18 protein-coding genes are annotated in these 24561 nt (G+C 71.2%); 16 read left to right on the forward strand and 2 right to left on the reverse strand.

Annotation, left to right across the window (positions count from 1 at the left end; all coding sequences use genetic code 11):
• Positions 1 to 253 precede the first annotated feature (253 nt).
• Positions 254 to 1090 carry a phosphatase PAP2 family protein gene (locus tag ACIHFB_RS15975; protein WP_365286790.1) on the forward strand — a complete coding sequence of 279 codons (837 nt, stop codon included), beginning with the start codon at positions 254 to 256 and terminating at the stop codon, positions 1088 to 1090.
• Positions 1087 to 2043, forward strand: a complete 957-nt coding sequence (locus tag ACIHFB_RS15980) for a hypothetical protein (RefSeq protein WP_400127074.1) — start codon at positions 1087 to 1089, stop codon at positions 2041 to 2043. Before ACIHFB_RS15975 ends, ACIHFB_RS15980 begins: the two co-directional genes overlap by 4 nt.
• A gap of 80 nt (positions 2044 to 2123) precedes the next feature.
• On the opposite strand, the gene ACIHFB_RS15985 is transcribed toward ACIHFB_RS15980, so the two are convergent.
• Complete coding sequence (locus ACIHFB_RS15985) at positions 2124 to 4175, reverse strand: phosphocholine-specific phospholipase C (protein ID WP_365286786.1); 2052 nt, start codon at positions 4173 to 4175, stop codon at positions 2124 to 2126.
• A gap of 399 nt (positions 4176 to 4574) precedes the next feature.
• On the opposite strand from ACIHFB_RS15985, the gene ACIHFB_RS15990 reads away from it, so the two are divergent.
• The 9 genes from ACIHFB_RS15990 (at position 4575) to ACIHFB_RS16030 (ending at position 14832) form a co-directional block, all read left to right on the forward strand.
• Positions 4575 to 5096 (forward strand): hypothetical protein, encoded by a 522-nt coding sequence (locus ACIHFB_RS15990; protein WP_400127075.1) that lies wholly within the window; start codon positions 4575 to 4577, stop codon positions 5094 to 5096.
• Between the two features lie 351 nt (positions 5097 to 5447).
• Complete coding sequence (locus tag ACIHFB_RS15995) at positions 5448 to 7577, forward strand: hypothetical protein (RefSeq protein ID WP_400127076.1); 2130 nt, start codon at positions 5448 to 5450, stop codon at positions 7575 to 7577.
• 85 nt (positions 7578 to 7662) lie between these two features.
• Positions 7663 to 9177, forward strand: a complete 1515-nt coding sequence (pelF, locus tag ACIHFB_RS16000) for a GT4 family glycosyltransferase PelF (protein ID WP_365286780.1) — start codon at positions 7663 to 7665, stop codon at positions 9175 to 9177.
• Positions 9174 to 10580, forward strand: coding sequence for a hypothetical protein (locus ACIHFB_RS16005; RefSeq protein ID WP_365286778.1), 1407 nt, complete (start codon positions 9174 to 9176; stop codon positions 10578 to 10580). The genes pelF and ACIHFB_RS16005 overlap by 4 nt, the downstream gene beginning before the upstream one ends.
• A gap of 76 nt (positions 10581 to 10656) precedes the next feature.
• The gene (locus tag ACIHFB_RS16010; RefSeq protein WP_365286776.1) at positions 10657 to 11658 is read left to right on the forward strand and encodes a GDP-mannose 4,6-dehydratase; all 1002 of its coding nucleotides are present in this window, start codon (positions 10657 to 10659) and stop codon (positions 11656 to 11658) included.
• 55 nt (positions 11659 to 11713) lie between these two features.
• Positions 11714 to 12427 (forward strand): sugar phosphate nucleotidyltransferase, encoded by a 714-nt coding sequence (locus ACIHFB_RS16015; RefSeq protein WP_365286774.1) that lies wholly within the window; start codon positions 11714 to 11716, stop codon positions 12425 to 12427.
• A 7-nt stretch (positions 12428 to 12434) separates the two neighbouring features.
• On the forward strand, positions 12435 to 13349 hold the full coding sequence (locus tag ACIHFB_RS16020) for an NAD(P)-dependent oxidoreductase (protein WP_365286772.1): 915 nt from the start codon (positions 12435 to 12437) through the stop codon (positions 13347 to 13349).
• The gene (locus tag ACIHFB_RS16025; RefSeq protein ID WP_365286770.1) at positions 13346 to 14005 is read left to right on the forward strand and encodes a spherulation-specific family 4 protein; all 660 of its coding nucleotides are present in this window, start codon (positions 13346 to 13348) and stop codon (positions 14003 to 14005) included. Before ACIHFB_RS16020 ends, ACIHFB_RS16025 begins: the two co-directional genes overlap by 4 nt.
• Complete coding sequence (locus ACIHFB_RS16030; RefSeq protein WP_400127077.1) at positions 14002 to 14832, forward strand: endo alpha-1,4 polygalactosaminidase; 831 nt, start codon at positions 14002 to 14004, stop codon at positions 14830 to 14832. The genes ACIHFB_RS16025 and ACIHFB_RS16030 overlap by 4 nt, the downstream gene beginning before the upstream one ends.
• 44 nt (positions 14833 to 14876) lie before the next feature.
• On the opposite strand, the gene ACIHFB_RS16035 is transcribed toward ACIHFB_RS16030, so the two are convergent.
• The gene (locus tag ACIHFB_RS16035) at positions 14877 to 16385 is read right to left on the reverse strand and encodes a hypothetical protein (RefSeq protein ID WP_365286768.1); all 1509 of its coding nucleotides are present in this window, start codon (positions 16383 to 16385) and stop codon (positions 14877 to 14879) included.
• 419 nt (positions 16386 to 16804) lie between these two features.
• On the opposite strand from ACIHFB_RS16035, the gene ACIHFB_RS16040 reads away from it, so the two are divergent.
• The 5 genes from ACIHFB_RS16040 (at position 16805) to ACIHFB_RS16060 (ending at position 24530) form a co-directional block, all read left to right on the forward strand.
• Positions 16805 to 20191, forward strand: a complete 3387-nt coding sequence (locus ACIHFB_RS16040) for a CARDB domain-containing protein (protein ID WP_365286766.1) — start codon at positions 16805 to 16807, stop codon at positions 20189 to 20191.
• 272 nt (positions 20192 to 20463) lie between these two features.
• Positions 20464 to 21522 carry a FecCD family ABC transporter permease gene (locus tag ACIHFB_RS16045; RefSeq protein ID WP_400127078.1) on the forward strand — a complete coding sequence of 353 codons (1059 nt, stop codon included), beginning with the start codon at positions 20464 to 20466 and terminating at the stop codon, positions 21520 to 21522.
• Positions 21519 to 22634 (forward strand): FecCD family ABC transporter permease, encoded by a 1116-nt coding sequence (locus ACIHFB_RS16050; RefSeq protein WP_400127079.1) that lies wholly within the window; start codon positions 21519 to 21521, stop codon positions 22632 to 22634. The genes ACIHFB_RS16045 and ACIHFB_RS16050 overlap by 4 nt, the downstream gene beginning before the upstream one ends.
• Positions 22635 to 22638: 4 nt before the next feature.
• Positions 22639 to 23484 carry an ABC transporter ATP-binding protein gene (locus tag ACIHFB_RS16055; protein ID WP_400127080.1) on the forward strand — a complete coding sequence of 282 codons (846 nt, stop codon included), beginning with the start codon at positions 22639 to 22641 and terminating at the stop codon, positions 23482 to 23484.
• 26 nt (positions 23485 to 23510) lie between these two features.
• Positions 23511 to 24530: an iron-siderophore ABC transporter substrate-binding protein gene (locus ACIHFB_RS16060; RefSeq protein ID WP_365286760.1), complete on the forward strand. Its 1020-nt coding sequence runs from the start codon at positions 23511 to 23513 to the stop codon at positions 24528 to 24530.
• Positions 24531 to 24561 lie beyond the last annotated feature (31 nt).

The following is a 24561-nucleotide window of genomic DNA, read 5'->3' on the forward strand; positions in this document are numbered from 1 at the left end:
TCTTCTCCTCGCTCGTGGGCGGCGCCCGAAGGGCCTGCACTCCAGTGTGTCGTACGTCTATCGATACGCCACTGTACCGGTACTCCCCCGTATCGGTACAGTGGCGTATCGAAACGGTCTAGTATCGGCACAGCACCGTATCGGCACTGACCTGTATCGGTACCAACCCGTACCGATACCGGGCCGTATCGACGAGCCACAAGCTCGACCCGCACCACCACACGCACCACCGTCAGCGAGAAAGGGCCGGGGGATGAATGCCCGCACCGAGCCTGTCGAAGCGGAGACCGACGCGATAGCGCGGCCACCGCTCGTCCGTGAGCTCCTGCTCGTCGCAGGGCTCTTCCTCGTCTACAAGTTCGGCCGCATGCTGGCGACGGGCCACACCGGCGAAGCCTTCCGCAACGCGCACCACGTGTGGGACCTGGAACGAGCGGTACATCTCCCCGGCGAAGGTGCGGTGCAGTCACTGCTCCTGCACGACGACGCGCTGGTGCACCTCGCGAACACCTACTACGCCACCGTCCACTTCCCGGCCACCGCGGCCTTCCTGATCTGGCTCTATCTGCGCCGCCCGGCGCACTACGTCTGGACCCGCCGCATCCTCGCCGCGGTCACCGGGGCCGCCCTGGTGGTGCACCTGGTGTTCCCGCTGGCGCCGCCCCGCATGCTGGCGGCGACCGGCCTGGTGGACACCGCGCACGTCTACGGCCCGTCCGTGTACGGCTCCCCGCAGACGGACACCCTGTCGAACCAGTTCGCGGCGATGCCGTCGCTGCACTTCGGCTGGGCGCTGATGGTGGCGATCGGCCTGATCGTGGCGACGCGGTCGCGCTGGCGCTGGCTGTGGCTGCTGCATCCGCTGCTGACCCTGCTCGTGATCGTGGGGACGGCGAACCACTACTGGCTCGACTCGATCGTGGCCGCGGCCATGCTCGGCCTCGCCCTCGCGCTGATCCTCCCCCAGACTTCGTCCGGGGGGACCCCCATCTCGCTTCGCTCGCCGCACCGGACGGCGACGACCGCCGGACGCGGACAGCGGGCGCTCGCGCCGGCCGACGAGCCCGTGCCGGTGGGGGCCGGACGATGAGCGGCACGCTGGTCGCCGTCGTCCTGTCCCTGTTCTCCGCCGTCGCCTACGCCGCCGCGGCCGTCGCCCAGGAACGGCTGGCCTCCCGTACGCAGGGGACGAGTCTGCTGCGGCTGCTCGGCACCGGCGCCTGGTGGTCCTCGGTCGCGCTGAACGCCTCCGGCGCGGTCATGCACATCGTGGCCCTCCGGTACGGTCCGCTGACCGTCGTACAGCCGCTGGGTGCGCTCACACTGGTCGCCGCGGTACCGATGGGCGCCCGGATGGCCGGCCGGCGGGTCAGCGCGGTGGAGTGGCGGGGCACGGCGTTCACCCTCGTCGGGCTGGCCGCGATCCTCGTCGTGGCGTCCGGGTCCGAGCCGGGCCAGGTGCTGAGCGTGTCGGAGGCGCTGGCGGTCGCGGGGGTGAGCGCCGCGCTGATCGGCGTGCTGGGGCGGCCGGGCGACCGGTCGGGGCTGCGGCACGCCACCGCGTCCGGCTTCGCCTCGGGGGTCGGGTCCGCGCTCACGCAGACCGTGACGGTGTCCGCGACGGACGGTTCGGGCCCGCTGCTGAGCTGGCAGGTGATCGCAGTGGCGCTGCTCGTCGCGGTCTTCGCCGTCGGCGGGCTGCTGCTGTCGCAGTTCGCCTACCGGGGCGGCCTCGGTGCCCCGCTCGCGGTGGTGACGCTGGCCAACCCGTTGGCCGCCGCGGTGATCGGGCTGTCGCTGCTGGGCGAGGGGCTGCACGGCGGGGCGCTCGGCGTGCTCCTCGCGCTCGCGGGAGCGGCGCTGGCGTCATGGGGTGTGGTGCTGCTGACCCGGGTGACCCCCGAGAACCACCCGGTGGCCGCCGTACTCGCCCTGGAACCCGAATCGGCGTCACCGGAACCGGCGTTGGCGCCCGTGCCCGCGTCGCCGGACCCGGCCCTGGTGATCCGGCAACCGGACCCGGGGCACCTCACACCGCTCTGAAACAGGGTGGAGTGAGCCGGAGCCGTCCTCGGCGGCTCCGGCTCACTGCACCAGGCCCTGCTACCTCGTCGCAGTCCCGGTCACTCGGTGATGACGGCCGGGTCGCTCACCCCGGGACGCCCGTTCTCGACCCGTCCGGCGAAGCGGCGCAGGAACGCGGAGTCGGCCTCGGACGTGACCGTCAGGTCGTACCACTGCTTGCTCACCCCGAGGTCGAAGGTGTGCCGCACGGTGGCGCCGCGTCGCACCACGAAGCGCCGGGTCCGGCCGCCGTAGCCGTCGGCGACCTTCAGCTCCACGGTTGCGGAGCCCTTGTTGGTGAAGGTCAGCTCGACGTCGTCGCCCCGGTGCCGGGCGGTGACCTCGGGTCCGGCGGTCCTGCCGGCGCCCTTGAACGCGCGCACGAAGCCGTTCGGGCCGTGCACCGTCAGGTCGTACGAGCCGCTGGAGTACGCCGAGTTCCAGGTGTCGGCGATGCTCTTGCCCGCCTCGGTGGTGTACATCCACGGGCCGTCGGTGCGGTTGCCGGAGGTGACGTGGAAGGCGCCGCCCGCCTTGGCGCCCGTGGCGAAGGTGAGCGTGAACCTACCGGCCGCGGTGTCGGCCGAACCGTCGACGTACGGGGAGTACTTGAGCGGCCGGGACCGGCGCAGACCGCGCTCCTGCTTGGGCAGGCGCGGGTCGGCGGGCGGGGTGGGCTTGTAGTCGGGGTGCCGCACGCGGTCCGGCGGCTCGTAGCCGTCGGTGTCCGGCAGCTCGACGGGGCGCGGGTCCTTGCGGGAGAAGTCGAAGGCGGAGGTGAGGTCACCGCAGACGGCCCGGCGCCAGGGCGAGATGTTCGTCTCGCGCACCCCGAAGCGGCGCTCCATGAACTGGAGGATCGAGGTGTGGTCGAGGGTCTCCGAGCAGACGTAGCCGCCCTTGCTCCAGGGCGAGACGACGAGCATCGGGACGCGCGGGCCGAGTCCGTAGGGACCGGCCACCCGGTTGGCGTCGCCCTTGTAGAGGTCGAGTTCGACGTCCACGGTGGACTTGCCCTGCGCGGCCGAGCCGGGCGGCAGCGGCGGCACGACGTGGTCGAAGAAGCCGTCGTTCTCGTCGTACGTGATGAACAGCGCCGTCTTCGCCCAGACCGCGGGGTTGGAGGTGAGCGCGTCCAGGACCTGGGATATGTACCAGGCGCCGTAGTTCGTGGGCCAGTTGGAGTGCTCGGAGAACGCCTCGGGGGCGGCGATCCAGGAGATCTGCGGGAGCTTGCCCGCCTTGACGTCGGCCTTCAGCCGGTCGAAGTAGCCGTCGCCGTTCTTCACGTCGGTGCCGGTGCGGGCCTTGTCGTACCAGGGGTCGCCGGCCTTGGCGCCCCGGTACTTGTTGAAGTAGAGCAGCGAGTTGTCGCCGTAGTTGCCGCGGTAGGCGTCCTCGATCCAGCCCCAGGAGCCGGCCGCGTCCAGGCCGTCGCCGATGTCCTGGTAGATCTTCCAGGAGATCCCGGCCTCTTCGAGGCGCTCGGGGTACGTGGTCCAGCCGTAGCCCAGTTCGTCGTTGCCGAGGACCGGACCGCCGCCCGTGCCGTCGTTGCCGGTGTAACCCGTCCACATGTAGTAGCGGTTCGGGTCGGTCGAGCCGATGAACGAGCAGTGGTAGGCGTCGCAGATGGTGAACTTGTCGGCGAGCGCGTAGTGGAACGGGATGTCCTCGCGGGTCAGGTACGCCATGGTGGTGGAGCCCTTCGCCGGGACCCACTTGTCGTACTCGCCCGCGTTGTACGCGGCGTGACCGTCGGGCCAGGAGTGCGGCAGGCCCTCCAGGAACTGCATGCCGAGGTCGTCGGCGTCCGGGTGGAAGGGCAGCAGGTCCTTCGTGCCGTCCGACTGGTACCAGATCGACTTGCCGCTCTGCTGGGTCACGGGCCGCGGGTCGCCGAAGCCCCGGACTCCTCTGAGCGCGCCGAAGTAGTGGTCGAAGGAACGGTTCTCCTGCATCAGGACGACGATGTGCTCGACGTCCTCGATCGACCCCGTGCGGTGGTTGGCGGGGAGCGCGGCGGCACGCTCGATGCTGCTCGACAGTGCGGCGAAAGCCGTGGTGGCGCCCGCCACTTGGAGGAATCGGCGCCGATTTACTTCGGGCATGGGTGAGGGACCTCTCGTCCTGACGGAGTCGAACCGCGTGTTCCGTCGGCCGGTTCGTGACGGAATGCGCGCGAAAGGAGTGTTCCAGGAGCACCAAACGTCAGGGAAGGGCCTGGTGGCGCCCATGTGAAAGTCGTCGGTACGTGAGGTGCCAGGCCGACGGACCGGGGCACGGTCTTCGCCAATTCCCGTCGGCCACTCCGGGGAGTCGACCGACGCCGCACACGCAACCCCGCCACACCCCCACGTGCGCGGTGTCGTGCGCGGATCCACTCAGCCGCAGCGCGTGACGACGTCGTCACAACTCCTTCACGCGGTGCGCACTTTCGGCCGACCCCTGTTTCCCGTGTTCCTGGTGGGGCAGACGGTTCACTCGCCCGCTGCCTAGCCTCCCGGGCCATGAGATCCACACCGATGAGACGCCTCGGCCTCACCGCCGTGCTCGCCCTCACCCTCGCCTTGTTCGGCCTGGCCCCCGGCGCCCAGGCGGCCGGGCCGGCCGACCTCACCTTCACGACCGACAGCGCGACCACCACCCCCGGTGGCACGGTGAACCTGTCGATGACGATCACCAACAACCAGACCTACGACATCTGGTTCATCCACCAGACGATCGAGCCGACCTGGCTGACCACCCAGCGGCCCGACCTCAAGTACGGCTTCACCGGCTGCACTCTGGCCACGGCCGAGGGCGCCACCCCGTGCTCCGGCACCGGCCCCGCCGACCTCGGCACCAACTACGGCACCACCGTCCCGCCCGGTCAGAGCCGGACCGTCACACTGACCCTCCAGGTCGCCGCCGACTCCGGCTGCAACGGGAACATCGGCTTCTACTCGTACTACTACGCCGAGTTCAGCGACGGCACGAGCACCAGCGGCGGCCCGGTGTACACGCCCGAGACCCGCGTGCTCTGCGCCTGAGTACCGGTGATCCGGCGACGGCGGCCGGCCCGTGCGGGTCGGCCGCCGTCCACATCGCGAGATCCGGACGGTTCAATTCCGGACGATCACGGTGCGGCCCTCCGAACCCCGGATCTGCCAACTCCGCCACTGCCAGCGGGCGTTACGGCCACCGCAACGCCCAATTGGACGCCTGCGCTTTTCCGTCACGTTTCGCAGCATGACCACAAAAGCTACACACACGAACCACCATGTGACGCGGCGAATGCGTCGACGACTGGGCTCTGAGGGGGGCATGGCGTCACGCATGGGGGTGCGCGCCCGCTCCGACGGGAGCAGTGCTCACCCCTGCCCGGGGAGGGACATCACCGCATGAAGCGGACCACTCGTACGACCGCGCTCGCTGTGGGCGCACTCATCGCCTCGCTCGTCCTGCCGGCCACGGCGGCCCATGCCGAGACGGTCACGCCCCGCGTCGACCTGCGGGTCCTGGTCGTGAGCGACGGAGGCCCGTCCACCGACGCCATCGCGGCGGAACTGGACACGGCAGGCACGCCGTACACCGAGATCGACCTCCAGGACACGGCGAGACCCGTGATCGACGCGGGCTTCCTGGCGGACACCGTGGACGGCGTGGAGCGCGCCAGGTTCCAGGCCGTCGTGCTGCCCAACGACAACCCGTTCCCGACCGGTTCCACCGAGATGGCGGCGCTGGCGGCCTATGAGCAGACGTACGCGATCCCGCAGGTCGACGCCTACACCTACGCGCGTCCCGAGGCCGGGCTCGAGTACCCCGTCAACGGCGGCTGGTCGGGCAGCGTCGACGGTGTGACGGCCGAGGTCACCGAGGCCGGCGCGGCGGGGCCGTTCGCCTATCTGGACGGGACCGTGCCGTTCGAGGACAACTCCCCCGACGTGGGCGAGAGTTACGCCTATCTGTCGACGCCCGCCGCGGGCGCCGACTTCACTCCGTACGTCGACGCGGCGATCCCGGGGCAGACCACCCGGGGTTCACTGGTCGGCGAGTACCGGCACGACGGGCGGCGTGAGCTCGTCGTCACGTTCGTCTACAACCAGTACCAGCAGCAGTTCCGGCTGCTGGCGCGCGGCATCGTGGAGTGGATGACCGGCGGGGTGCATCTCGGCGCCTCCCGCAACTACTTCGCGGTGCACGTGGACGACGTCTTCGCGGCCGACGACCGCTGGGACACCGAACTCAACTGCACGCCGGGCGACATCGACTGCCCGCCGGGGCAGGGCGTGGAGAACCCGATCCGGATGACCCCGGCCGACGTCGACCACGCCATCGAGTGGCAGGGCCGGCAGGGCATCACCCTCGACATGGTGTACAACGGCGCCGGCAGCGTGAACGAGCGCGAGGACAACGACGGCGTCGACGAGCTCGCCGATCAGCTGATCGCCGACCGGGACGGCTTCCGCTGGGTCAACCACACCTACTCGCACCCGTTCCTCGGCTGTGTGCAGGACGTCAGCGTGGTGCCGTGGACGTGCTCCACCGACGCCGACGGCAGCACCCAGTGGGTCAGCCGGACCGAGATCTCCGACGAGATCGCCACCAACCGGGTCTGGGGTCAGGCCAACGGACTCCCGCTGGACACCGAGGAGTTGGTGACCGGCGAGCACTCGGGCCTGCGGATCCTGCCGCAGCAGCCGTTGGACAACCCCAACCTGGGGCCCGCGCTGACCGACAACGGCGTGAAGTGGACCGCCTCGGACAACTCCCGTGATCCGGTGCAGCGTCAGGTCGGTTCCGCGACGACGGTCTCGCGCTACCCGATGAACATCTTCTACAACGCGGGACGGGCCGCCGAGCAGGTCGACGAGTACAACTGGATCTACACCGGCCGGGCCCAGGGCGGCAGCGGCATCTGCGAGGACAACCCCGCCACCTCCACCTGTCTGACGGCGCCGCTGGACACCGCCACCGGCTACGCCGACCACATCGTGCCGCTGGAAACCCGAACCGCGCTCGGGCACGTGCTGTCCAACGACCCCAAGCCGCACTTCATCCACCAGTCGAACCTGACCGAGGACCGCATCGCCTACCCGGTGCTCGACGGCGTCCTCTCCACCTACGACACGCTGTTCGCGGACAACGCCCCCGTGGTGAACCTGCGGATGAAGGACCTCGGCATCGAGATGCAGCGGCGCGCGGCCTGGGACGCGGCCCTCGACGCCGGTCAGGTCACCGCCTACCGCGTCGGCAGCGCCGTGACCGTCGAGGCGCCGGACGGGGTGGCCGTGACCGCGACGCTGCCCACCGGCACCACACAGGGCGGCGCCGCCTTCGGTGACGCCTACGCGGGAGCGGTGTCCGGCTGGACCGCCTCGGCCGGGCAGCCGCTCACGCTCACCCTGCCGGCATCCGCGGCGCCCCAGGCCGCGACCACCGGCAGCTCGGACACGACGACCTCCACCACTCCCCCGACGAGGGTGCCCGCCGGCGTGACCGGGCAGGTGCCGTACGTCCCGGAGAACTGAGCGCGGACCGCACGACGGTCCCGGTCGCATCCTGTGCGGCCGGGGCCGGTACGCCCGCCACCGACCTCGGCCGTGGAGCCCCACCATGCACGTTCACCACGGCGCGCGCCGCTCCGGCTCAACGCGCGTCACCCTCCTCACCGAAGGCACCTACCCGCACAGTCACGGCGGGGTGAGCGTCTGGTGCGACCAGCTCGTCACCGGCATGCCGGACCTCGACTTCGAGGTCATCGCGGTGACAGGCACCGGACGTGAACCCCTCGTCTGGGACATCCCCGAGCACGTCGCACGCGTCGTCTCCGTCCCCATGTGGGGTCCCGCGCCCGACGGCCGTGCGCCCCGCAGGAGAAACCGGAACCGACTCGCCTCCGTCTACGAGCAGTTCCTGACGGCGCTGCTCGACCCCGCCGCCGAGGACGGCTTCGCCGAGGCCCTCTACGCGATGGCGCGGGCCGCGGCGGACGGCAAGCTGAGCCCCTTCCTGCGCGGCGACAAGGCGATCGGTGTTCTCACCGCCGTGTGGAACCGGCCGGGCCTGGCCGTGCGGGAGGCCCGGCCGACCCTGCACGACGCGATCACCGCGACCGCGCTGCTGGAGCACGCCCTGCGGCCGCTGGCCACGCCGCCGCCGGAGGACGGGGTGGCGCACGCGGTCAGCGGCGGGGTCGCCGTACTGCCGGGTCTTGCCGCACTCGAACGGCACGGCGTCCCGCTGCTGTTGACCGAGCACGGCGTATATCTGCGCGAGCGCTACCTCGGCTATCGCACCGCCCCCTACCGCTGGCCCGTGAAAGCCGTCGTCCTCGGTTTCTTCCGGCTGCTGGCGGAGGAGACGTACCGCAGGGCGGCCCTGATCACGCCCGGCAACCGCTACAACCGGCTGTGGGAGGAACAGGGCGGTGCCGACCCCGGGTCGATCCGCACCGTCTACAACGGGGTGGACCCCGGCGCCTTCCCGCCCGCCGGTCCCGAACCGGACCGGCCGACCCTCAGCTGGGCGGGGCGCGTGGACCCGATCAAGGACCTGGAGACCCTCATCCGGGCCTTCGCCCTGGTCCGGGGTCGACTCCCCGACGCACGGCTGCGGTTGTTCGGCGGCACCCCACGGGGAGGCGAGGCCTACCGGGAACGGTGCGAGGCCCTGGCCGCCGAGCTCGGTCACGCGGACGCGGTGACCTTCGAGGGGCGGGTCGAGGACATCAAGGACGCCTACGCCGCCGGGAACGTCGTGATGCTGTCCAGCATCAGCGAGGGCTTCCCGTTCACTCTGATCGAGGCCATGTCGTGCGGACGGGCGACCGTGTCCACGGACGTCGGCGGCGTGCGGGAGGCCGTCGGCGACACCGGTCTGGTGGTTCCGCCGCGCGACCCGGCGAGGATGGCCGACGCCGCGCTGGAACTGCTCGACGATCCCGGACGCCGCCGGTCGATGGGCGAGGCGGCCCGGCTGCGGGTGATCGAGCAGTTCACCCTGCGGCAGACCGTCGACACCTTCCGCGCCATCTATCTGGAGCTGTCGGCCCTGGGCCGGATGTGGACACCGGAGACCGCCGGGCCACCCGATCTGGCCGTCGCGAGCGCAGGGAGCATGGCCGGATGAGCGGGCCGATGGCGCTCGAACCGGGCGGCGCGGAACGGGACGCGCTGTCCCTCCGGCTGGCCGCGGAGCCCTTGGCCCGCGCGCGAGTCGCCGAGAGCCGCACCCCGGCGCCGCGTCAGCCCCGCTGGGGCGCGGACCATGCCGCGGTCGACTCGCTCGCCGCCGAACTGGCCGACCGTATCGGGCCCGCCGTGCACCCCTACGAGGTCGCCGCGCTGCTGGAGTCGGAGGGACTGACCGCCGAGGTCATCCAGGAGCGGTACGGCCACCCGAACCTCTTCTCCCTCGCCGGTGCCCTGTACCGGCGGGTGCCCCGCACCTTCCCGGAGCCCGCGCCGCCGGCCGATCCCTGGCGCCCGGACCACCTCCGGTGCGCCCTGCGCGGCGCCCTGTTCGCGCTGCCGGGACTCGCCTATCTGCTCACCGCACCGCTGTGGCACGCCGACCGCGCCGTCTCCGTCCTGGTCGTGGCCGGGCTCGTCTCCTGGGCGTGGGGACAGGCGCTCGGCCACCGGGCCTTCCTGCGCATGACGTCGGGACGGCGCGAGGCCGGTCGTACGCTCCTGAAGGGCGCCCCGCTCGGTGCCGCGACGGCGACGGTTGCCGGAGCGGTGGTCTCCGGGTCCGGCCCGGCCGTCCTGGCCGCGGGGGCGCAGTCCGTGTATCTCGCGGCGGCCGGTGTGCTGTTGGTGCTGGGCGGGGAGCGGCTGTTGCTGGCCGCGCTCGCGCCGATGATCGTCGGTGCCGCGGTGCTGCCGTGGTGGGAGCCCGGCACGGTACTGCGGGCGGGGCTGCCGCTGCTGTCCCTGCTCGGCGCGGTCGCCGCGGCGGGCTGGACCCTGCGCTCCGCCCTGTCCGGTCCCGCCACGCCGGACGCCGGCCGGCCCCCGCTGCTGCGGTCGCTGCCGTACGGCCTGTTCGGTCTGGCGGCGGGGGCGCTGGTGCTGCTCGCGGGGCGGGAGCAGCCGTATGCCGTGATCGTGCTGACCGTGAGCATGGGGCCTGCGGAATGGCTGCTGTACCGGTACCGCGGGCTGTCGGTGAAGGCACTGCGGGCGACGGCCACACCGACGGCCTTCCAGCTGCGGTCGGCGGCCGTTCTCGCCCTCTGTCTGGGCGTCTATCTGCTGCCCCTGCTGCCCGCGGCCCTGCTCACCGACACCGAACCCGCCCCGCTCCTGCTGCTCGCCGCGGCCCTGTGGACGGCGCTGCTGCTTCAGGCCTTCGGGGTGGCCTGGCTGCCGGCCGGGATCTGTCTGGCGGCCGCCGCCGGGGCCGGCGCCCTCACCGTTCTCCCCTCTCTGCCGGGCGTCGACGTGCTGTCGCCGGCCTGCGGCCTCGCCGCGCTGTGTCTCAGCGCGTGCGTGCTGCGGCTGCTGGGACGGCCCGCGCCGCACGCGTGACCGTCCCGGCGACGGACCACGAGCAAGCAATCGACCCCCGCCACCAGATGCGCAACCGACCGGAAGGACCCCCGAGTTGACCACCGCACCACTTGCCGCAGTCACCGGAGCCGAGGGATTCATCGGCTCGCACCTCACCGAGGCGCTGGTCGCCTCCGGGCACCGGGTGAGGGCCATGGCGCAGTACAACTCCTTCTCCTCCTACGGCTGGCTGGAGACCCTGTCGCCGGACGTCCTCGACCAGGTCGAGATCGTCCTCGGCGACGTACGCGACCCGGGTTCGGTCCGCGGGCTGCTCGAAGGCGCCGACTGCGCCTACCACTTGGCCGCCCTCATCGCGATCCCGTACTCCTACCAGGCACCGCACAGCTATGTGGACACCAACGTCACCGGCACCCTCAACGTGCTGGAGGCGGTCCGCGCCCTGGGCACGCCCCGGCTGGTGCACACCTCCACCAGCGAGACGTACGGCACCGCGCAGACCGTCCCGATCACCGAGGACCACCCCATCAACACCCAGTCCCCGTACGCCGCTTCGAAGGCGGGCGGCGACCGGCTGGCCGACAGCTACCACGCGAGCTTCGACACACCGGTGGTGACGCTGCGGCCGTTCAACACCTTCGGGCCGCGCCAGTCGATGCGGGCGGTCATCCCCACCGTCATCGGACAGGTGGCCGCCGGGGAACGGACCATCACCCTCGGCGCTCTGCGCCCCACCCGTGACTTCACCTACGTCAAGGACACCGCGCAGGCGTTCCTCACGGTGGGCACCGCGCCCGCCGAGCAGGTCGTGGGCCGCACCTTCAACGCCGGGACCGGTGGAGAGATCTCGGTCGGCGACCTCGTCGCGCTGATCGGCAAGGTGATGGACACGGCCCTCGACGTCCGCGAGGACACCGACCGCATCCGGCCGGCGAACTCGGAGGTGATGCGGCTCGTCGCCGACGCGAGCCGGCTCACCGCCGCCACCGGCTGGCAGCCCGCGCACTCCCTGGAGGAGGGCCTCGCGCACACCGTGGAGTTCTTCCGCGACCCGGCCAACCTCGCCCGCTACAAGACCGGCATCTACAACATCTGAGCCCGTCAGGCACGTCGACAAGCGTCCACGAAGCGTTCACGAAGGAGGAGTCCCCATGCACGCAGTGATCCTGGCGGGAGGCAAGGGCGTCCGGCTGCGGCCCTACACCACCGCGCTGCCCAAGCCGCTCGTGCCCATCGGCGACCAGCACGCCATCCTGGAGATCGTGCTGCGCCAGCTCGCCACGGCGGGCTTCACGCACTGCACCATCGCCATAGGCCACCTCGGCGAGATCATCCGTGCTTATGTCGGCGACGGCAGCCAGTGGGGCCTGGACGTCGACTACGCCACCGAGGAGAGCCCCCTGGGCACCATGGGCCCGCTGCTCACCATGCGCGAGAGGCTGCCCGAGACGTTCCTGGTCATGAACGGCGACGTCCTCACCGACCTCGACTACGCGGACGTGCTGCACCGGCACAGCGGCTCCGACGCGCCGCTGACCATCGCGACGTACGCCCGCAAGGTGCACATCGACTTCGGAGTACTGACCACCGCCGACAGCCGGGTCGTCGCCTTCACCGAGAAGCCGAGCATGGACTACCGCGTCTCCATGGGCGTGTACGGGCTGTCCCGCTCCACGCTCGACGGCTACACCCCCGGGCTGCCGCTGGGCTTCGACGAGCTGGTCCTCGATCTGCTGAAGACGCAGAATCCGCCGCATGCCTACGACTTCGACGGGTACTGGCTGGACATCGGCCGCCCGGACGACTACGACCGGGCCAACGCCGAGTTCACCAGCCGCAAGCCGATGCTGCTCAAGGGAGCCTGACCACCCCATGCGCATTCTCGTCCTGGGCTTCACCGGCTATCTGGGCGGCCATGTCGCCGAGCATCTGCGTGCCCTGCCGGGCGTACGGGTTCTCGGCGGCGGCCGCTCGCCCGCCGCGGAGTTCGGTATCGACCTCGCCACCGCCCGCACGGACGAACTGGCCCGGGCCCTCGCGGAGGCGGAGCCCGACGCCGTGATCAACTGCGCGGGCGCCACCGGCGGCGACTCCGTGACGCTCGCCGAGGTCAACTCCCGCGGCCCGGCGGCACTCTGTGCGGCGCTGCGGAAGGCGGCACCGTCGGCCCGGCTGGTCCACCTCGGCTCGGTCGCCGAATACGGCCTCGGAACCCCGCACACCAAGGTCACGGAGTCGGCGGCCACTCACCCGCTCTCCGTGTACGGCGCGACCAAGCTCGCCGGCACGGTCACGGTCACCACCTCGGGGCTCGACGCGGTGGTGCTGCGGGTCGGGAACCCGGTGGGGGCCGGTGCCCCGGCGACCGGGCTGCCCGGCCGCATCGCCGGCCTGCTGCGCGAGGCGGGTCCGGACCCGGCCGCGGTGATCCGGCTGGGCGATCTGTCGGCGTACCGCGACTTCGTCGACGCGCGCGACGTGGCACGGGCGGCGGCGCTGGCGGTGTCGGCCCCGCGGCCGCTGCCGGGCGTCCTCAACATCGGCGCCGGACAGGCCGTCCCCGTACGGGAGTTGGTGCAGGCGCTGGCCCGCATCGCCCGCTACCGGGGGCGGATCGACGAGAACGGCGACGGCCGGTCCGTCCGCTCCGGGGAGGTCTCGTGGCAGTGTTCCGACATCACGGCCGCCGAAGACGCCCTCGGCTGGCGGCCGTCGTACACCCTCGACGACTCGCTGACGGCGCTGTGGGAGGCGACGGCGCGACGGGAGGGCGTCAGGGCGCCGTGAGCCTGCTGATCCCGCTGTACGTCCATCCGGCCGAGGACCCTGGCGCCTGGCACCGTCTGATCGGGGCGGCGGCCGGCACGTACGCGGTGGTGCTCAACCCGGCGAACGGCCCCGGTCCGGGCCCCGATCCGGCGTTCGCCGCGGCGGCGGGGGCGCTGCGCTCGGCCGGTGCCCGCCTCCTCGGGTACGTGGACACCGACTACGGCGCCCGCAGCCCGGCCGAGGTGACCGAGGACGTCGCCCGGTACCGCGACTGGTACGCGACGGACGGCTGCTTCCTCGACCAGGTGACCGCCTCACCCGACGAACTGCCCGCCTGCAGACGCCTGGTGCGGGCGGTACGCCGGCTCGGCGCGGCGCCGGTCGTCCTGAATCCGGGCGTCCACCCGGCGCCGGGGTACGCCCGCGTCGCCGACCTGGTCGTCACCTTCGAGGGCCACTGGTCGACGTACGTCTCGGCGTTCAGCAGACCGGCCTGGACGTCGAAGCACCCGGCCGAACGCTTCTGCCACCTGGTCTACGGCGTGCCCGCGGCGCTGGTCCCGCTGGCCGTCCGTACGGCCCGTGAGCGGGGTGCGGCGGTCGCGGGGCCGGTGACGGGTGAACTCCCCAACCCCTGGGCGCAGTTGACGCCCGCGCTGATGGAGGCGGAGTGAGGGGACGACGTACCGCGCTGACGTGTGCGGCACTGATGGCGCTGACACTGAGCGCGTGTTCGGGCTCGGGCTCCGACTCGAACGGGAACGCCCCTTCGGCCGCGACCACCAAGCCCCCTGCACCGCAGAAGCGTTGGCAGCCGCGCCCCGGCCTCGACTGGCAGTGGCAGCTCGACGGAAAGCTCGACCTCTCCGTCGACGTCCCGGTCTACGACGTCGACGGCTTCGAGACCTCCGAGGCGGACGTGACCCGCCTCCACCGCGCCGGCCGCAGAGTCATCTGCTACCTCAACGTCGGCGCCTGGGAGAACTTCCGCCCCGACAAGAACGCCTTCCCGAAGTCCGTCCTCGGCGCCCCCAACGGCTGGGACGGCGAGCGCTGGCTGGACATCCGCCGCAGAAGCGTCCTGCGGCCGATCATGGAACGCCGGATGGACATGTGCCGCGCCAAGGGATTCGACGCCGTGGAGCCCGACCTGATGGAGGGGTACGCCGGTAAGACGGGATTCCCGCTGACCGCGAGCGACCAACTGGCGTACAACCGCATGATCGCGGACCTCGCGCACGCCCGTGGATTGGCCGTGGGCCTCAAGAACGACCTCCCGCAGATCCCCCGGCTCGTCCGTCGCTTCGACTTCGCGGTCAACGAGGAGTGCGCGCAGTTCGACGAGTGCAAGGCGCTGCGTCCGTTCATCGCGGCGGGCAAGGCGGTCTTCCATGTCGAGTACGCGGTACCGAACGGCGAGTTCTGCGCCGACTCGCGCAGGCTGAAGCTGTCCTCCATGCGCAAGAAGCTGGAGCTGGGGGTGTGGCGCCGGCCCTGCTGATCACCGCGCAGCCGTCCGCGCGGCGGAGCTCTCCGGATGCTCCGTCAGTAGCCGAAGCTCGTCGTGTAGGCGCACTCGGTGTAGATGTAGCCCGGCGACAGCTTGGCGGTGTCCGAGGCCGGTGACTTTCCGTCCGAGTCCTGGGACTTGTGCACGAAGTAGGTGGTGCCGGCGGGTAGTTGGATGGTCCGCTGCGGGTAGTTCTTGCCGCTGTCGCTGCACGGTTCGAAGCCGATCAGGGTGCTGCTGAGGAGGGGGTACGAGGTACAGCTGCCGCAGGCCCCGAGGGTGAAGCTGCCGGTCACCGGTCCGGTGTACAGGACCGTGATGTCGTCGGGGCTGTCGTTCTTGACGGTGACGGAGATGCTGCCGCCCGATGCCGTGGTGGGCAGGCGTTTGCCGGCCGCGGGCACCGTCTGGGCGACCTCCGCGGCGATGGCTATCTTCTGGGCGCGTGCCCGGTTCCTGTCGTTCGGGTTGTTCTCGGCGAAGTCGTTCATCGTGGTGACGGCCGCGCTGAAGCTCCCGTCCCGGTACTGGTCCACGCCGCAGGCGTACATGCCCGAACTCGCCCTGTCCTCCGCCCGGTCGGCGTCCCTGTCGAGGGCGTCGGTCAGACCGGCCTGCTCCCCCGACAGCCCGCGCACCTGGGTGCCGAGGGTCTCGAGTCGCCCGACGGCCGCACAGGGCTCGTCGCCGCCGAGGGACTTCACCTGCTTGTCGACCGCGGCCTGGACGGCGGGTCCCACCTTCGCCGCCTGCGCGGACTTCGGGAATGTCGCCAGCAACTCGTCGAAGTGCGAGGTCCAGCCCTCGGTTCCGGCGCCGAGTGACGTGGCCGCGCACTCGTAGAGCGAGGTGGCCAGCCGGTCGTCGGGCCAGGTGGACAGGGACCCCAGTGTCTTCTCGCCCATCGTGCGCGGGACCGTACGGAGGTACTTCAAGGGCGCCACGGCGGCGCAGTAGTCCTCCTGCGCGTACGGCGAGGCGACGGTGGTGTAGTACGTCCTGAGCCGGTCGGGAACACGGTCGGCCGCCCGCGAACCCGGGTGGTCGTCGCTGAGCCCGCGGTAGGCGGCCAGCGCGCGGCGGTAGTCGGCCTCCGCCGACTCGAACGGCAGTGGCCCGGCCGCCTTGACCAGCTTGTCGGCCCGCTCCAGCCGGTCCAGCAGCATCTGCTCGGTGGCCTCGTCGCGTGCCCCGTCGTAGAGGACGACGCCTCCGGCGGGGACGGCCAGGAGCACGACGCCGAGTGCTGCGGCGACCGTGGCGCTCGGTGGCCACGCCAGCCGGGTCCGCAGGCCGACGTACGCTCCGTGCGCGGCCGCGAGCACCAGGAAGATCAGGTAGAGGACGACCACCGCGCCGGGGACCCCGTTCGGGTCGGCGGGCAGGGCCACCACGAGCAGGATCGCCGTCGCGACGCAGCATGCGGCCGTCAGCCCCCAGCGGCGCAGCAGGGCGTAACCCAGCCCGAGTCCGCAGAGGTTGAGCAGGGCCACCGCGACGGCTCGCCACGGGTCGGCCGGAGCGGGCGGCGGTGCGGTCGGCATCGGTGGAACGACGAAATCGTCACGCGCACCTTGGTGCTCCCAGGACATGACGGCTCCCCCAGTCAATCACGCCTGAAGTTCTATGACTTGTCAGGGTACGGTCAGCCGCCCCGCAGCGACAGAGGGTCCGCCGAAGCGTCTGCCACGGTGTCGCAACAGTCCTCGCGGCAACCGGTTCCACGCCCGGAGCCCGTGTCTCGCCTGGTGCCCCGCGGCCCAGGGATGCAACCGGACAGTCCTGTGAGAGCCGTTGACAATCCCCAGGCCTGCATGAAATCTGTGACGTACGGCACGCAAAACTACGACTGAATCACTTAAATCTCGTAGGCACACGCGCAAGTTCACCGAGTGTGGACAAATCTGCCGGATGTGTCCCGCTCTGCACGGACCCCCCGCATCCCCGTGGAACAGAGGACACCATGAGATGGACGCACGCCGTCCGGCGGTTGGTCGTCGGCTCGCTGACAGCGAGTCTCATCACCGTCGGGCTTCTGCCCGTCAGCGCCTCCGCGGCCGAGGCCGCAGCCCCCAACCTCGCCCTGGGCAAGACCGCCACGGCGAGCGGATCCCACAGCGGCTATCCCGCAGGGAACGTCACTGACGGAAGCCAGCAGACGTACTGGGAAAGCCCGTCCGACAACTTCCCGCAGTGGATTCAGGTCGACCTCGGCGGCAGCGTCGCGGTCGACCATGTCGTGCTGAAGCTCCCCACCACATGGGAGGCGCGGACGCAGACCCTGAGCGTTCAGGGCAGCACCGACGGCAGCAGCTTCAGCACCCTTTCCGGCGCCGCCGGTCGGCGGTTCGACCCGGCGCAGTCGAGCAGCGTCACGGTCGACCTCGACTCCACGGACGTCCGGTATGTGCGGGTGCAGGTGACCGCGAACACCGGCTGGCCCGCGGCGCAGTTGTCCGAGCTGGAGATCTACGGCGAGGAGGGCGAGCCGCAGCCTCCGGTGATCGGGGCGAACCTGGCGGTCAACAAGCCGATCGAGGCGTCCTCCACGACGCAGAACTACGTTGCCACCAATGCCAACGACAACAACCTGGCCACCTACTGGGAGTCCGCGAGCAGTCCGTCGACGCTCACGGTGAAGCTGGGCGCCGACGCGGACCTCGAAGGCGTCGTGGTCAAGCTCAACCCCGATCCCGCATGGTCGACCCGTACCCAGAACATCGAGGTGCTCGGTCGGGCGCAGAACGCCTCCGGATACACCACGCTGAAGGCGCGCGCCGATTACACCTTCAGTCCGTCGTCGAACCAGAACGCGGTGACGATCCCGGTCACCGGTCGCTACGCCGACGTCCAACTGAAGATCTACAGCAACAACTCCGGCTTCGGCGGCCAGGTCGCCGAGTTCCAGGTCATCGGAGTCGCGGCCCCCAATCCGGACCTCACCGTCACCGACCTCACCTGGACTCCCTCCGCTCCGAGCGAGAGCGACGAGGTCACCGTGAACGCCACCGTGCGCAACGCCGGTTCGGCGGCCGGGGCGGCGACGACGGTGAACGTCAGCCTGGGCGGCACGGTCGCCGGCAGCGGCTCGGTGCGCGCCCTCGGTGTGGGAGAGACGGCGACCGTCCCGGTGTCGATCGGCAAGCGGGCGATGGGCAGTTACACCGTCTCCGCGGTGGTCGACCCCAACGACACCGTGGCCGAGCAGGACAACAGCAACAACAGCCGGACGGCCGCCACGAATCTGGTCGTCGGCCAGGCCCCCGGTCCCGACCTGGAGGTCACGGACATCGCCTCGACCCCGGCCAACCCGGCCGTGGGCTCGAACGTCACCTTCACCGTGAAGGTGCACAACCGCGGCACCAGCGCCGTCGCGGCCGGCTCGGTCACCCGGCTGACCGTCGGCACGACCACGCTGAGCGGCACCGCTCCCGCGATCCCCGCCGGTGACACCGCCACCGTGGCCGTCAGCGGCAGCTGGACCGCGACCAACGGCGGCGCCACCCTCACCGCCACCGCGGACGCCACCGGCGTGGTCACCGAGACCAACGAGAACAACAACGTGTTCGCGCGCTCGATCGTGGTCGGCCGTGGCGCGGCGGTGCCGTACGTGGAGTACGAGGCCGAGGACGCCCAGTACACGGGCACCCTCCTCCAGACCGACAGCGAACGCACCTTCGGGCACACCAACTTCGCCACGGAGTCGTCGGGCCGCGAGTCCGTACGCCTCAACTCCAGTGGCCAGTACGTGGAGTTCACGTCGACCAGCGCGTCGAACTCCATCGTCGTGCGCAACTCCATCCCGGACGCGCCGGGCGGCGGCGGCCAGGAGGCCACGCTCAGCCTCTACGCGAACGGCACGTTCGTGCAGAAGCTGACCCTCACCTCCAAGTTCAGCTGGCTGTACGGCAGCACCGACGACCCCGAGGGCCTGACCAACAACCCGCAGACCGATGCGCGACGGCTGTTCGACGAGTCGCACGCGCTGCTGACCCAGACGTATCCGGCGGGCACCAAGTTCAAGCTCCAGCGCGACGCCGGTGACAACGCCGCGTACTACATCGTCGATCTGATCGACCTGGAGCAGGTGGCGCCGGCCGCGAGCAAGCCCGCCGAGTGCACCTCGATCACCGAGTACGGCGCCGTCCCGAACGATGGCATCGACGACACGGACGCCATCCAGCGGGCGGTGACGGCCGACCAGAACGGCACCATCGCCTGTGTGTGGATTCCGGCCGGGCAGTGGCGCCAGGAGCAGAAGATCCTCACCGACGACCCGCTGAACCGGGGCGACTACAACCAGGTGGGCATCCGGGACGTCACGATCCGCGGCGCCGGCATGTGGCACTCACAGCTCTACACACTGACCCCGCCGCACCAGGCCGGTGGCATCAACCATCCGCACGAGGGCAACTTCGGCTTCGACATCGACGACAACACCAAGATCTCCGACATCGCCATCTTCGGCTCCGGCACCATTCGCGGCGGCGACGGCGGCGCGGAGGGCGGGGTCGGTCTCAACGGCCGGTTCGGCGAGGACACCAAGATCACGAACGTGTGGATCGAGCACGCCAACGTCGGTGCCTGGGTGGGCCGCGACTACTCCAACATCCCCGATCTGTGGGGCCCCGGCGACCGCCTGGAGTTCAGCGGCATGCGCATCCGGAACACGTACGCCGACGGTGTGAACTTCACCAACGGCACCCGGAACTCGACCGTGTTCAACTCCTCGTTCCGCAACACCGGTGACGACGCGCTCGCGGTGTGGGCCAGCAAGTACGTCAAGGACCAGTCGGTGGACGTCGGCCACGACAACCACTTCCGCAACAACACCGTCCAGCTGCCGTGGCGCGCCAACGGCATCGCCGTGTACGGCGGTTACGGCAACACCATCGAGAACAACCTCGTCCACGACACCATGAACTACCCGGGCATCATGCTCGCCACGGACCACGATCCGATCCCGTTCTCGGGGCAGACGCTGGTCGCCAACAACGGGCTGTACCGCACGGGCGGCGCGTTCTGGGGCGAGGCCCAGGAGTTCGGTGCCATCACGCTCTTCGCGGCGGGTCCCGACATCCCGGGTGTCACGATCCGCGACACGGACATCCACGACTCGACCTACGACGGCATCCAGTTCAAGACGGGCGGCGGCGCCGTACCGAACGCCAAGATCGACAACGTGAACATCACCAAGTCCAACAACGGCGCGGGCATCCTCGCGATGGGAGGCGCACGGGGCAGCGCGACGCTGACCAATGTGACGATCAGTGACTCGGCCGACGGGAACATCGTGATCCAACCCGGCTCACAGTTCGTGATCAACGGCGCGGCGACGAGGGCTCGGTAGCACCGCCGATCGACACCACCGTCGATCGTCTCGACGCCGGGGCCCCCGAGGTGCCCCGGCGTCGAGAACCCGGTCATCCGGCGATCGGCACCGCATCGGATCGGTCTCACGTCCGGGACGGTTGCCCCGTACACCCTCACCGATGTTAGCTTAGGCTTACCTAAGTGCGCGGTCCTCGTCCGTCCGTGCTCTGCCCTGCGCTCTTCCCCCGAGGACCCGCCCATGCGTCTGTCGCCCGCCTCTGCCGCGCCTGGCCATGGGCCGGAGTTCCGGTGAGCGTGGCGGCCGGACCCGCGCCCGGAAGACTCGGCGCGGGCCCACGGCGGGCCCGCGGGCCGGTCGCCCTGAGTACCGGACTCGTCGTCCTGGCCCTGCTGTTGGCCGCCGCCACAGCCCTCAGCCTTGCGGTCGGATCGGGGCATGTGGCGCTGCACGACGTCGTCGACGGCGTGTTCAGCCCGGACCGGTCCGTGCGCGGACAACTCGTCGTCCGGGAGGTGCGCCTGCCGCGGACCCTTGCGGGTCTGCTGGCGGGTGCGGCCCTGGGCCTGGCCGGCGCCGTCGTCCAGGGCCTGACCCGCAACCCGCTGGCCGATCCGGGCCTGCTCGGCGTCAACGCGGGCGCCGCCGTCTTCGTCGTCCTCGCCATCAGCGTGCTGTCGCTGACCGAGGCCTCCCAGTACATCTGGTTCGGCTTTCTCGGCGCCGCGCTCGCCGCCGTCCTCGTGTACGGCGTCGCCGGCACCGGCCGTGAGGGTGCCACGCCGGTGAAGCTGGCCCTCGCCGGCGCCGCCGTCACCGCCGCGCTGGGCTCCGTCACCAGCGCCCTGCTGCTCACCGACGGCCGGACCTTCGACCAGTTCCGGTTCTGGCAGGTGGGCTCGCTCGACGGGCGTGACATCGATGTCCTGCGGCAGGCCCTTCCGTTCGTCCTGGCCGGCGCCGTCCTCGCGCACGCCCTGGGGCCACGTCTGAACGGCCTCGCCCTCGGCGACGACGTGGCCCGCGGGCTGGGGCAGCGGCTCGGCGTCACCCGGGCCCTGGGCACCGGCTGTGTCGTGCTGCTCTGCGGGGCGGCGACCGCAGTCGCCGGACCGCTCGGCTTCGTCGGCCTCGCCGTGCCGCATGCCGCCCGGCTGCTCACCGGCCCGGACCACCGGTGGATCCTGCCCTACAGCGCCCTGCTCGCACCGGCGTTGCTGCTGCTCGCGGACGTCGTCGGCCGCGTCGTGGCCCGGCCCGGCGAGGTCCAGGTCGGGGTGGTGACCGCGGCCGTCGGCTGTGTGCCGTTCGTCCTCCTCGTCCGCCGCTCCGCGCGAGCCGCCCGGTGAGCGAGCCCTCCGCCGTGGCCGCGCCCGTCGACTCCACGGGTGCGTCGCCCGATTCGACCCCTTCCGCCGGCAGCCCGCCCTCGCCGGCGGCCTACCACCTCAGGCGGCTGCGCCGACTGCGACGCGCACGGTTCGGTGCTGTCTGCCTCGCCCTGCTTCTCGTGGTCCTGGCCGCCTTGGTGACCGCCTTGTGCACCGGTGACATCGCGCTGCCGCCGGGGGACGTGGCCGCCACACTGCTGGGCGGCGGCGATGCCGGCACCCACTTCGTCGTCATCGAACTGCGCTTGCCACACGCCCTGTTGGGTCTGCTGGTCGGCCTCTGCTTCGGACTGTCGGGGGCGGTGTTCCAGGCGCTGCTGCGCAATCCGCTGGCCAGCCCGGATGTCATCGGCGTCGGTTCGGGCGCCGCCGCGGCCGCCGTGCTCGCCTCGGTGGTCTACGGCGTGAGCGGCCTCGCCCTTTCCGGTACGGCGCTGGCGGGCGCGCTCGCCACCGCCGCCGGGATCTATCTGCTGGCCTGGCGGCGGGGCGTGGGCGGGCAACGGCTCGTGCTGATCGGGATCGGGGTGGGCGCGGGGCTGTCGAGTGTCGTGTCGTATCTGATGACCCGGTCGGAGGTCACGGAGGCGCAGAACGCGTTCGTGTGGCTGGCGGGCAGTCTCAACGGCCGTTCCTGGCCCCAGTTCTGGCCGCTGCTCGGTGCCGCGGCCGTGCTGGTGCCGCTCGCCGTCGCCGCCGCGCGTTCCCTGCCCGCTCTGCAACTGGGCGACGGCACGGCCGCCGGTCTCGGCGCGCGTGTCGAACGCGACCGGCTGGGCCTGCTCGGCTGCGCCACCGCGCTCGCGGGCGTGGCCACGGCCGCCGCCGGCCCGGTCGGGTTCGTAGCGTTCGTCTGCCCGCCGATCGCCCGCCGGCTGCTGCCCGGCCACGGGGCGGCGCTGCTGCCCTCCGCGCTCGCCGGCGCCGCCCTGGTGCAGTGGGCCGACATCGCCGCCCAACACATGCTGCCGCACACGCAGTTGCCGGTCGGCATCGTCACCAGCGTCGTCGGGGCGCCGTATCTGCTGTGGCTGCTCGCCCGCGCCAACCGGGTCGGACAGGGCGGCTGACCCCATGTCCCAGGAAACCGGTTCTGCCGAGGAGTCGACCGTGACGGCCACCCACACCCTCGAGGCGAGCGAGCTGAGCCTCGGCTACGGCGAGAGCGAGATCGTCTCCCGGCTCGATCTCGCCCTGCCGCCGGGCCGGATCACGGTGGTCGTCGGCCCGAACGCATGCGGGAAGTCCACCCTGTTGCGAGCGCTCGCCCGGCTGCTGCCACCGTTGTCCGGCGCGGTGCTGCTGGACGGACGGGACATCCACCGGACCCCGAGCCGCGAGGTGGCCGCCACGCTGGGCGTGCTCCCGCAGTCGCCGGTGGCGCCCGACGCCATCGTGGTCGCCGACCTGGTCGGGCGGGGCCGCTATCCGCACCAGGGCTGGTTCCGCCGCTGGACCCGGGCCGACGACGAGGCCGTCGCCGCCGCGATGCTCGCCACCGGCGTCCTCGACCTGGCCGACCGGTCGGTCGACGAACTCTCCGGCGGGCAGCGCCAGCGGGTGTGGATCGCGATGGCACTCGCCCAGGAGACCGACGTACTGCTGCTGGACGAGCCGACGACCTACCTCGACATCACCCACCAACTGGAGGTCCTGGACCTCCTCACCGACCTGAACCGGGCCCGGGGCGTCACGCTCGCCCTGGTCCTGCACGACCTGAACCTCGCCTGCCGGTACGCCGATCACCTGGTCGCCATGAAGGCGGGGCGTGTCGTCGCCGAGGGCCCTCCCGGCGACATCGTCACCGAGTCCCTCGTGCACGAGGTCTTCGGACTGCGCTCCTCGGTCATCGCGGATCCTGCGTCCGGGACGCCGATGGTCGTACCGCTCGGCCGTCACCACGTCACACCGTCCGCCTGACCGCGCACCTCACGGAAAGAGCACGCATGTTCCCGCACTCCCCCACCCTCCTCGTGCGCCGCATCCGGCGTGCGCCGGCCGTCGTCCTGCTGCTCGCGCTGCTCGGTGCGCTGGGCGCCTGCGGCTCGTCCTCCGGTGACTCCGCATCCGCGTCGTCGTCGAGCTCCTCCTCGGGCGCCTTCCCGGTGAAGGTCGCCACCAAGTTCGGCACGGTGGCGGTGGGTTCGCCGCCCCAGCGGGTGGTCGCGCTCGGCTGGGGTGACGCCGAGACGGCCCTCGCGCTCGGTGTGCAGCCGGTCGGGGCGAGCGACTGGCTGGCCTTCGGCGGCGACGGTGTGGGCCCCTGGGCGAAGGGGCTGTACGAGAGGAGCCCCGAGAAGATCGGCACGCTGGAGCCCGAGTACGAGAAGATCGCGGCCCTCCGGCCCGATCTGATCCTGGACGTCAAGTCCAGCGGCGATCAGACCCGTTACGACACCCTGAGCAAGATCGCGCCGACCATCGGAGTGCCGAAGGGCGGTGACCAGTACAAGATCTCCTGGCAGCAGCAGACCACGATGATCGCTCAGGCGCTGGGCCGCGCCGACGAGGGCGGCAAGCTCATCCGGACGACCGAGGCGAAGTCGGCGGCCGCCGCGAAGGCGCACCCCGAGTTCAAGGGCAGGACCGTCACACTCGGCTCCCGCACGTCCAGCGGCTGGGGCGCCTACGTCAGGGGCACGTCCCGGGTCGACTTCGTGCAGGCGCTGGGCTTCGTCAACAACCCGGAGGTTGACGCCGAGGCCGGCGCCTCGTTCTCCGTGCCGGTCTCCGAGGAGAACCTGGAGATGCTGGACGCCGACCTGATCGTGATGGCTCCGATCGGCGTCAAGGCCTCGAAGATCACGTCGGATCCGCTGTTCGAGTCCCTGCCGGCGGTGAAGGCCGGTCACTCGGTCGTCTTCGACGACCCGGACCTGAGCCAGGCCTTCGCCACCAACTCGGTGCTGTCCGTGGGGTATGCGGTGGAACACGTCGTGCCGCTGTTCGCGGAGGCTCTCAAGTAGCCTGCGGCGTTCCCGTTTCGACGGCTGGTGG

This window comes from Streptomyces sp. NPDC051963, from assembly GCF_044593495.1.
Taxonomy (GTDB): domain Bacteria; phylum Actinomycetota; class Actinomycetes; order Streptomycetales; family Streptomycetaceae; genus Streptomyces.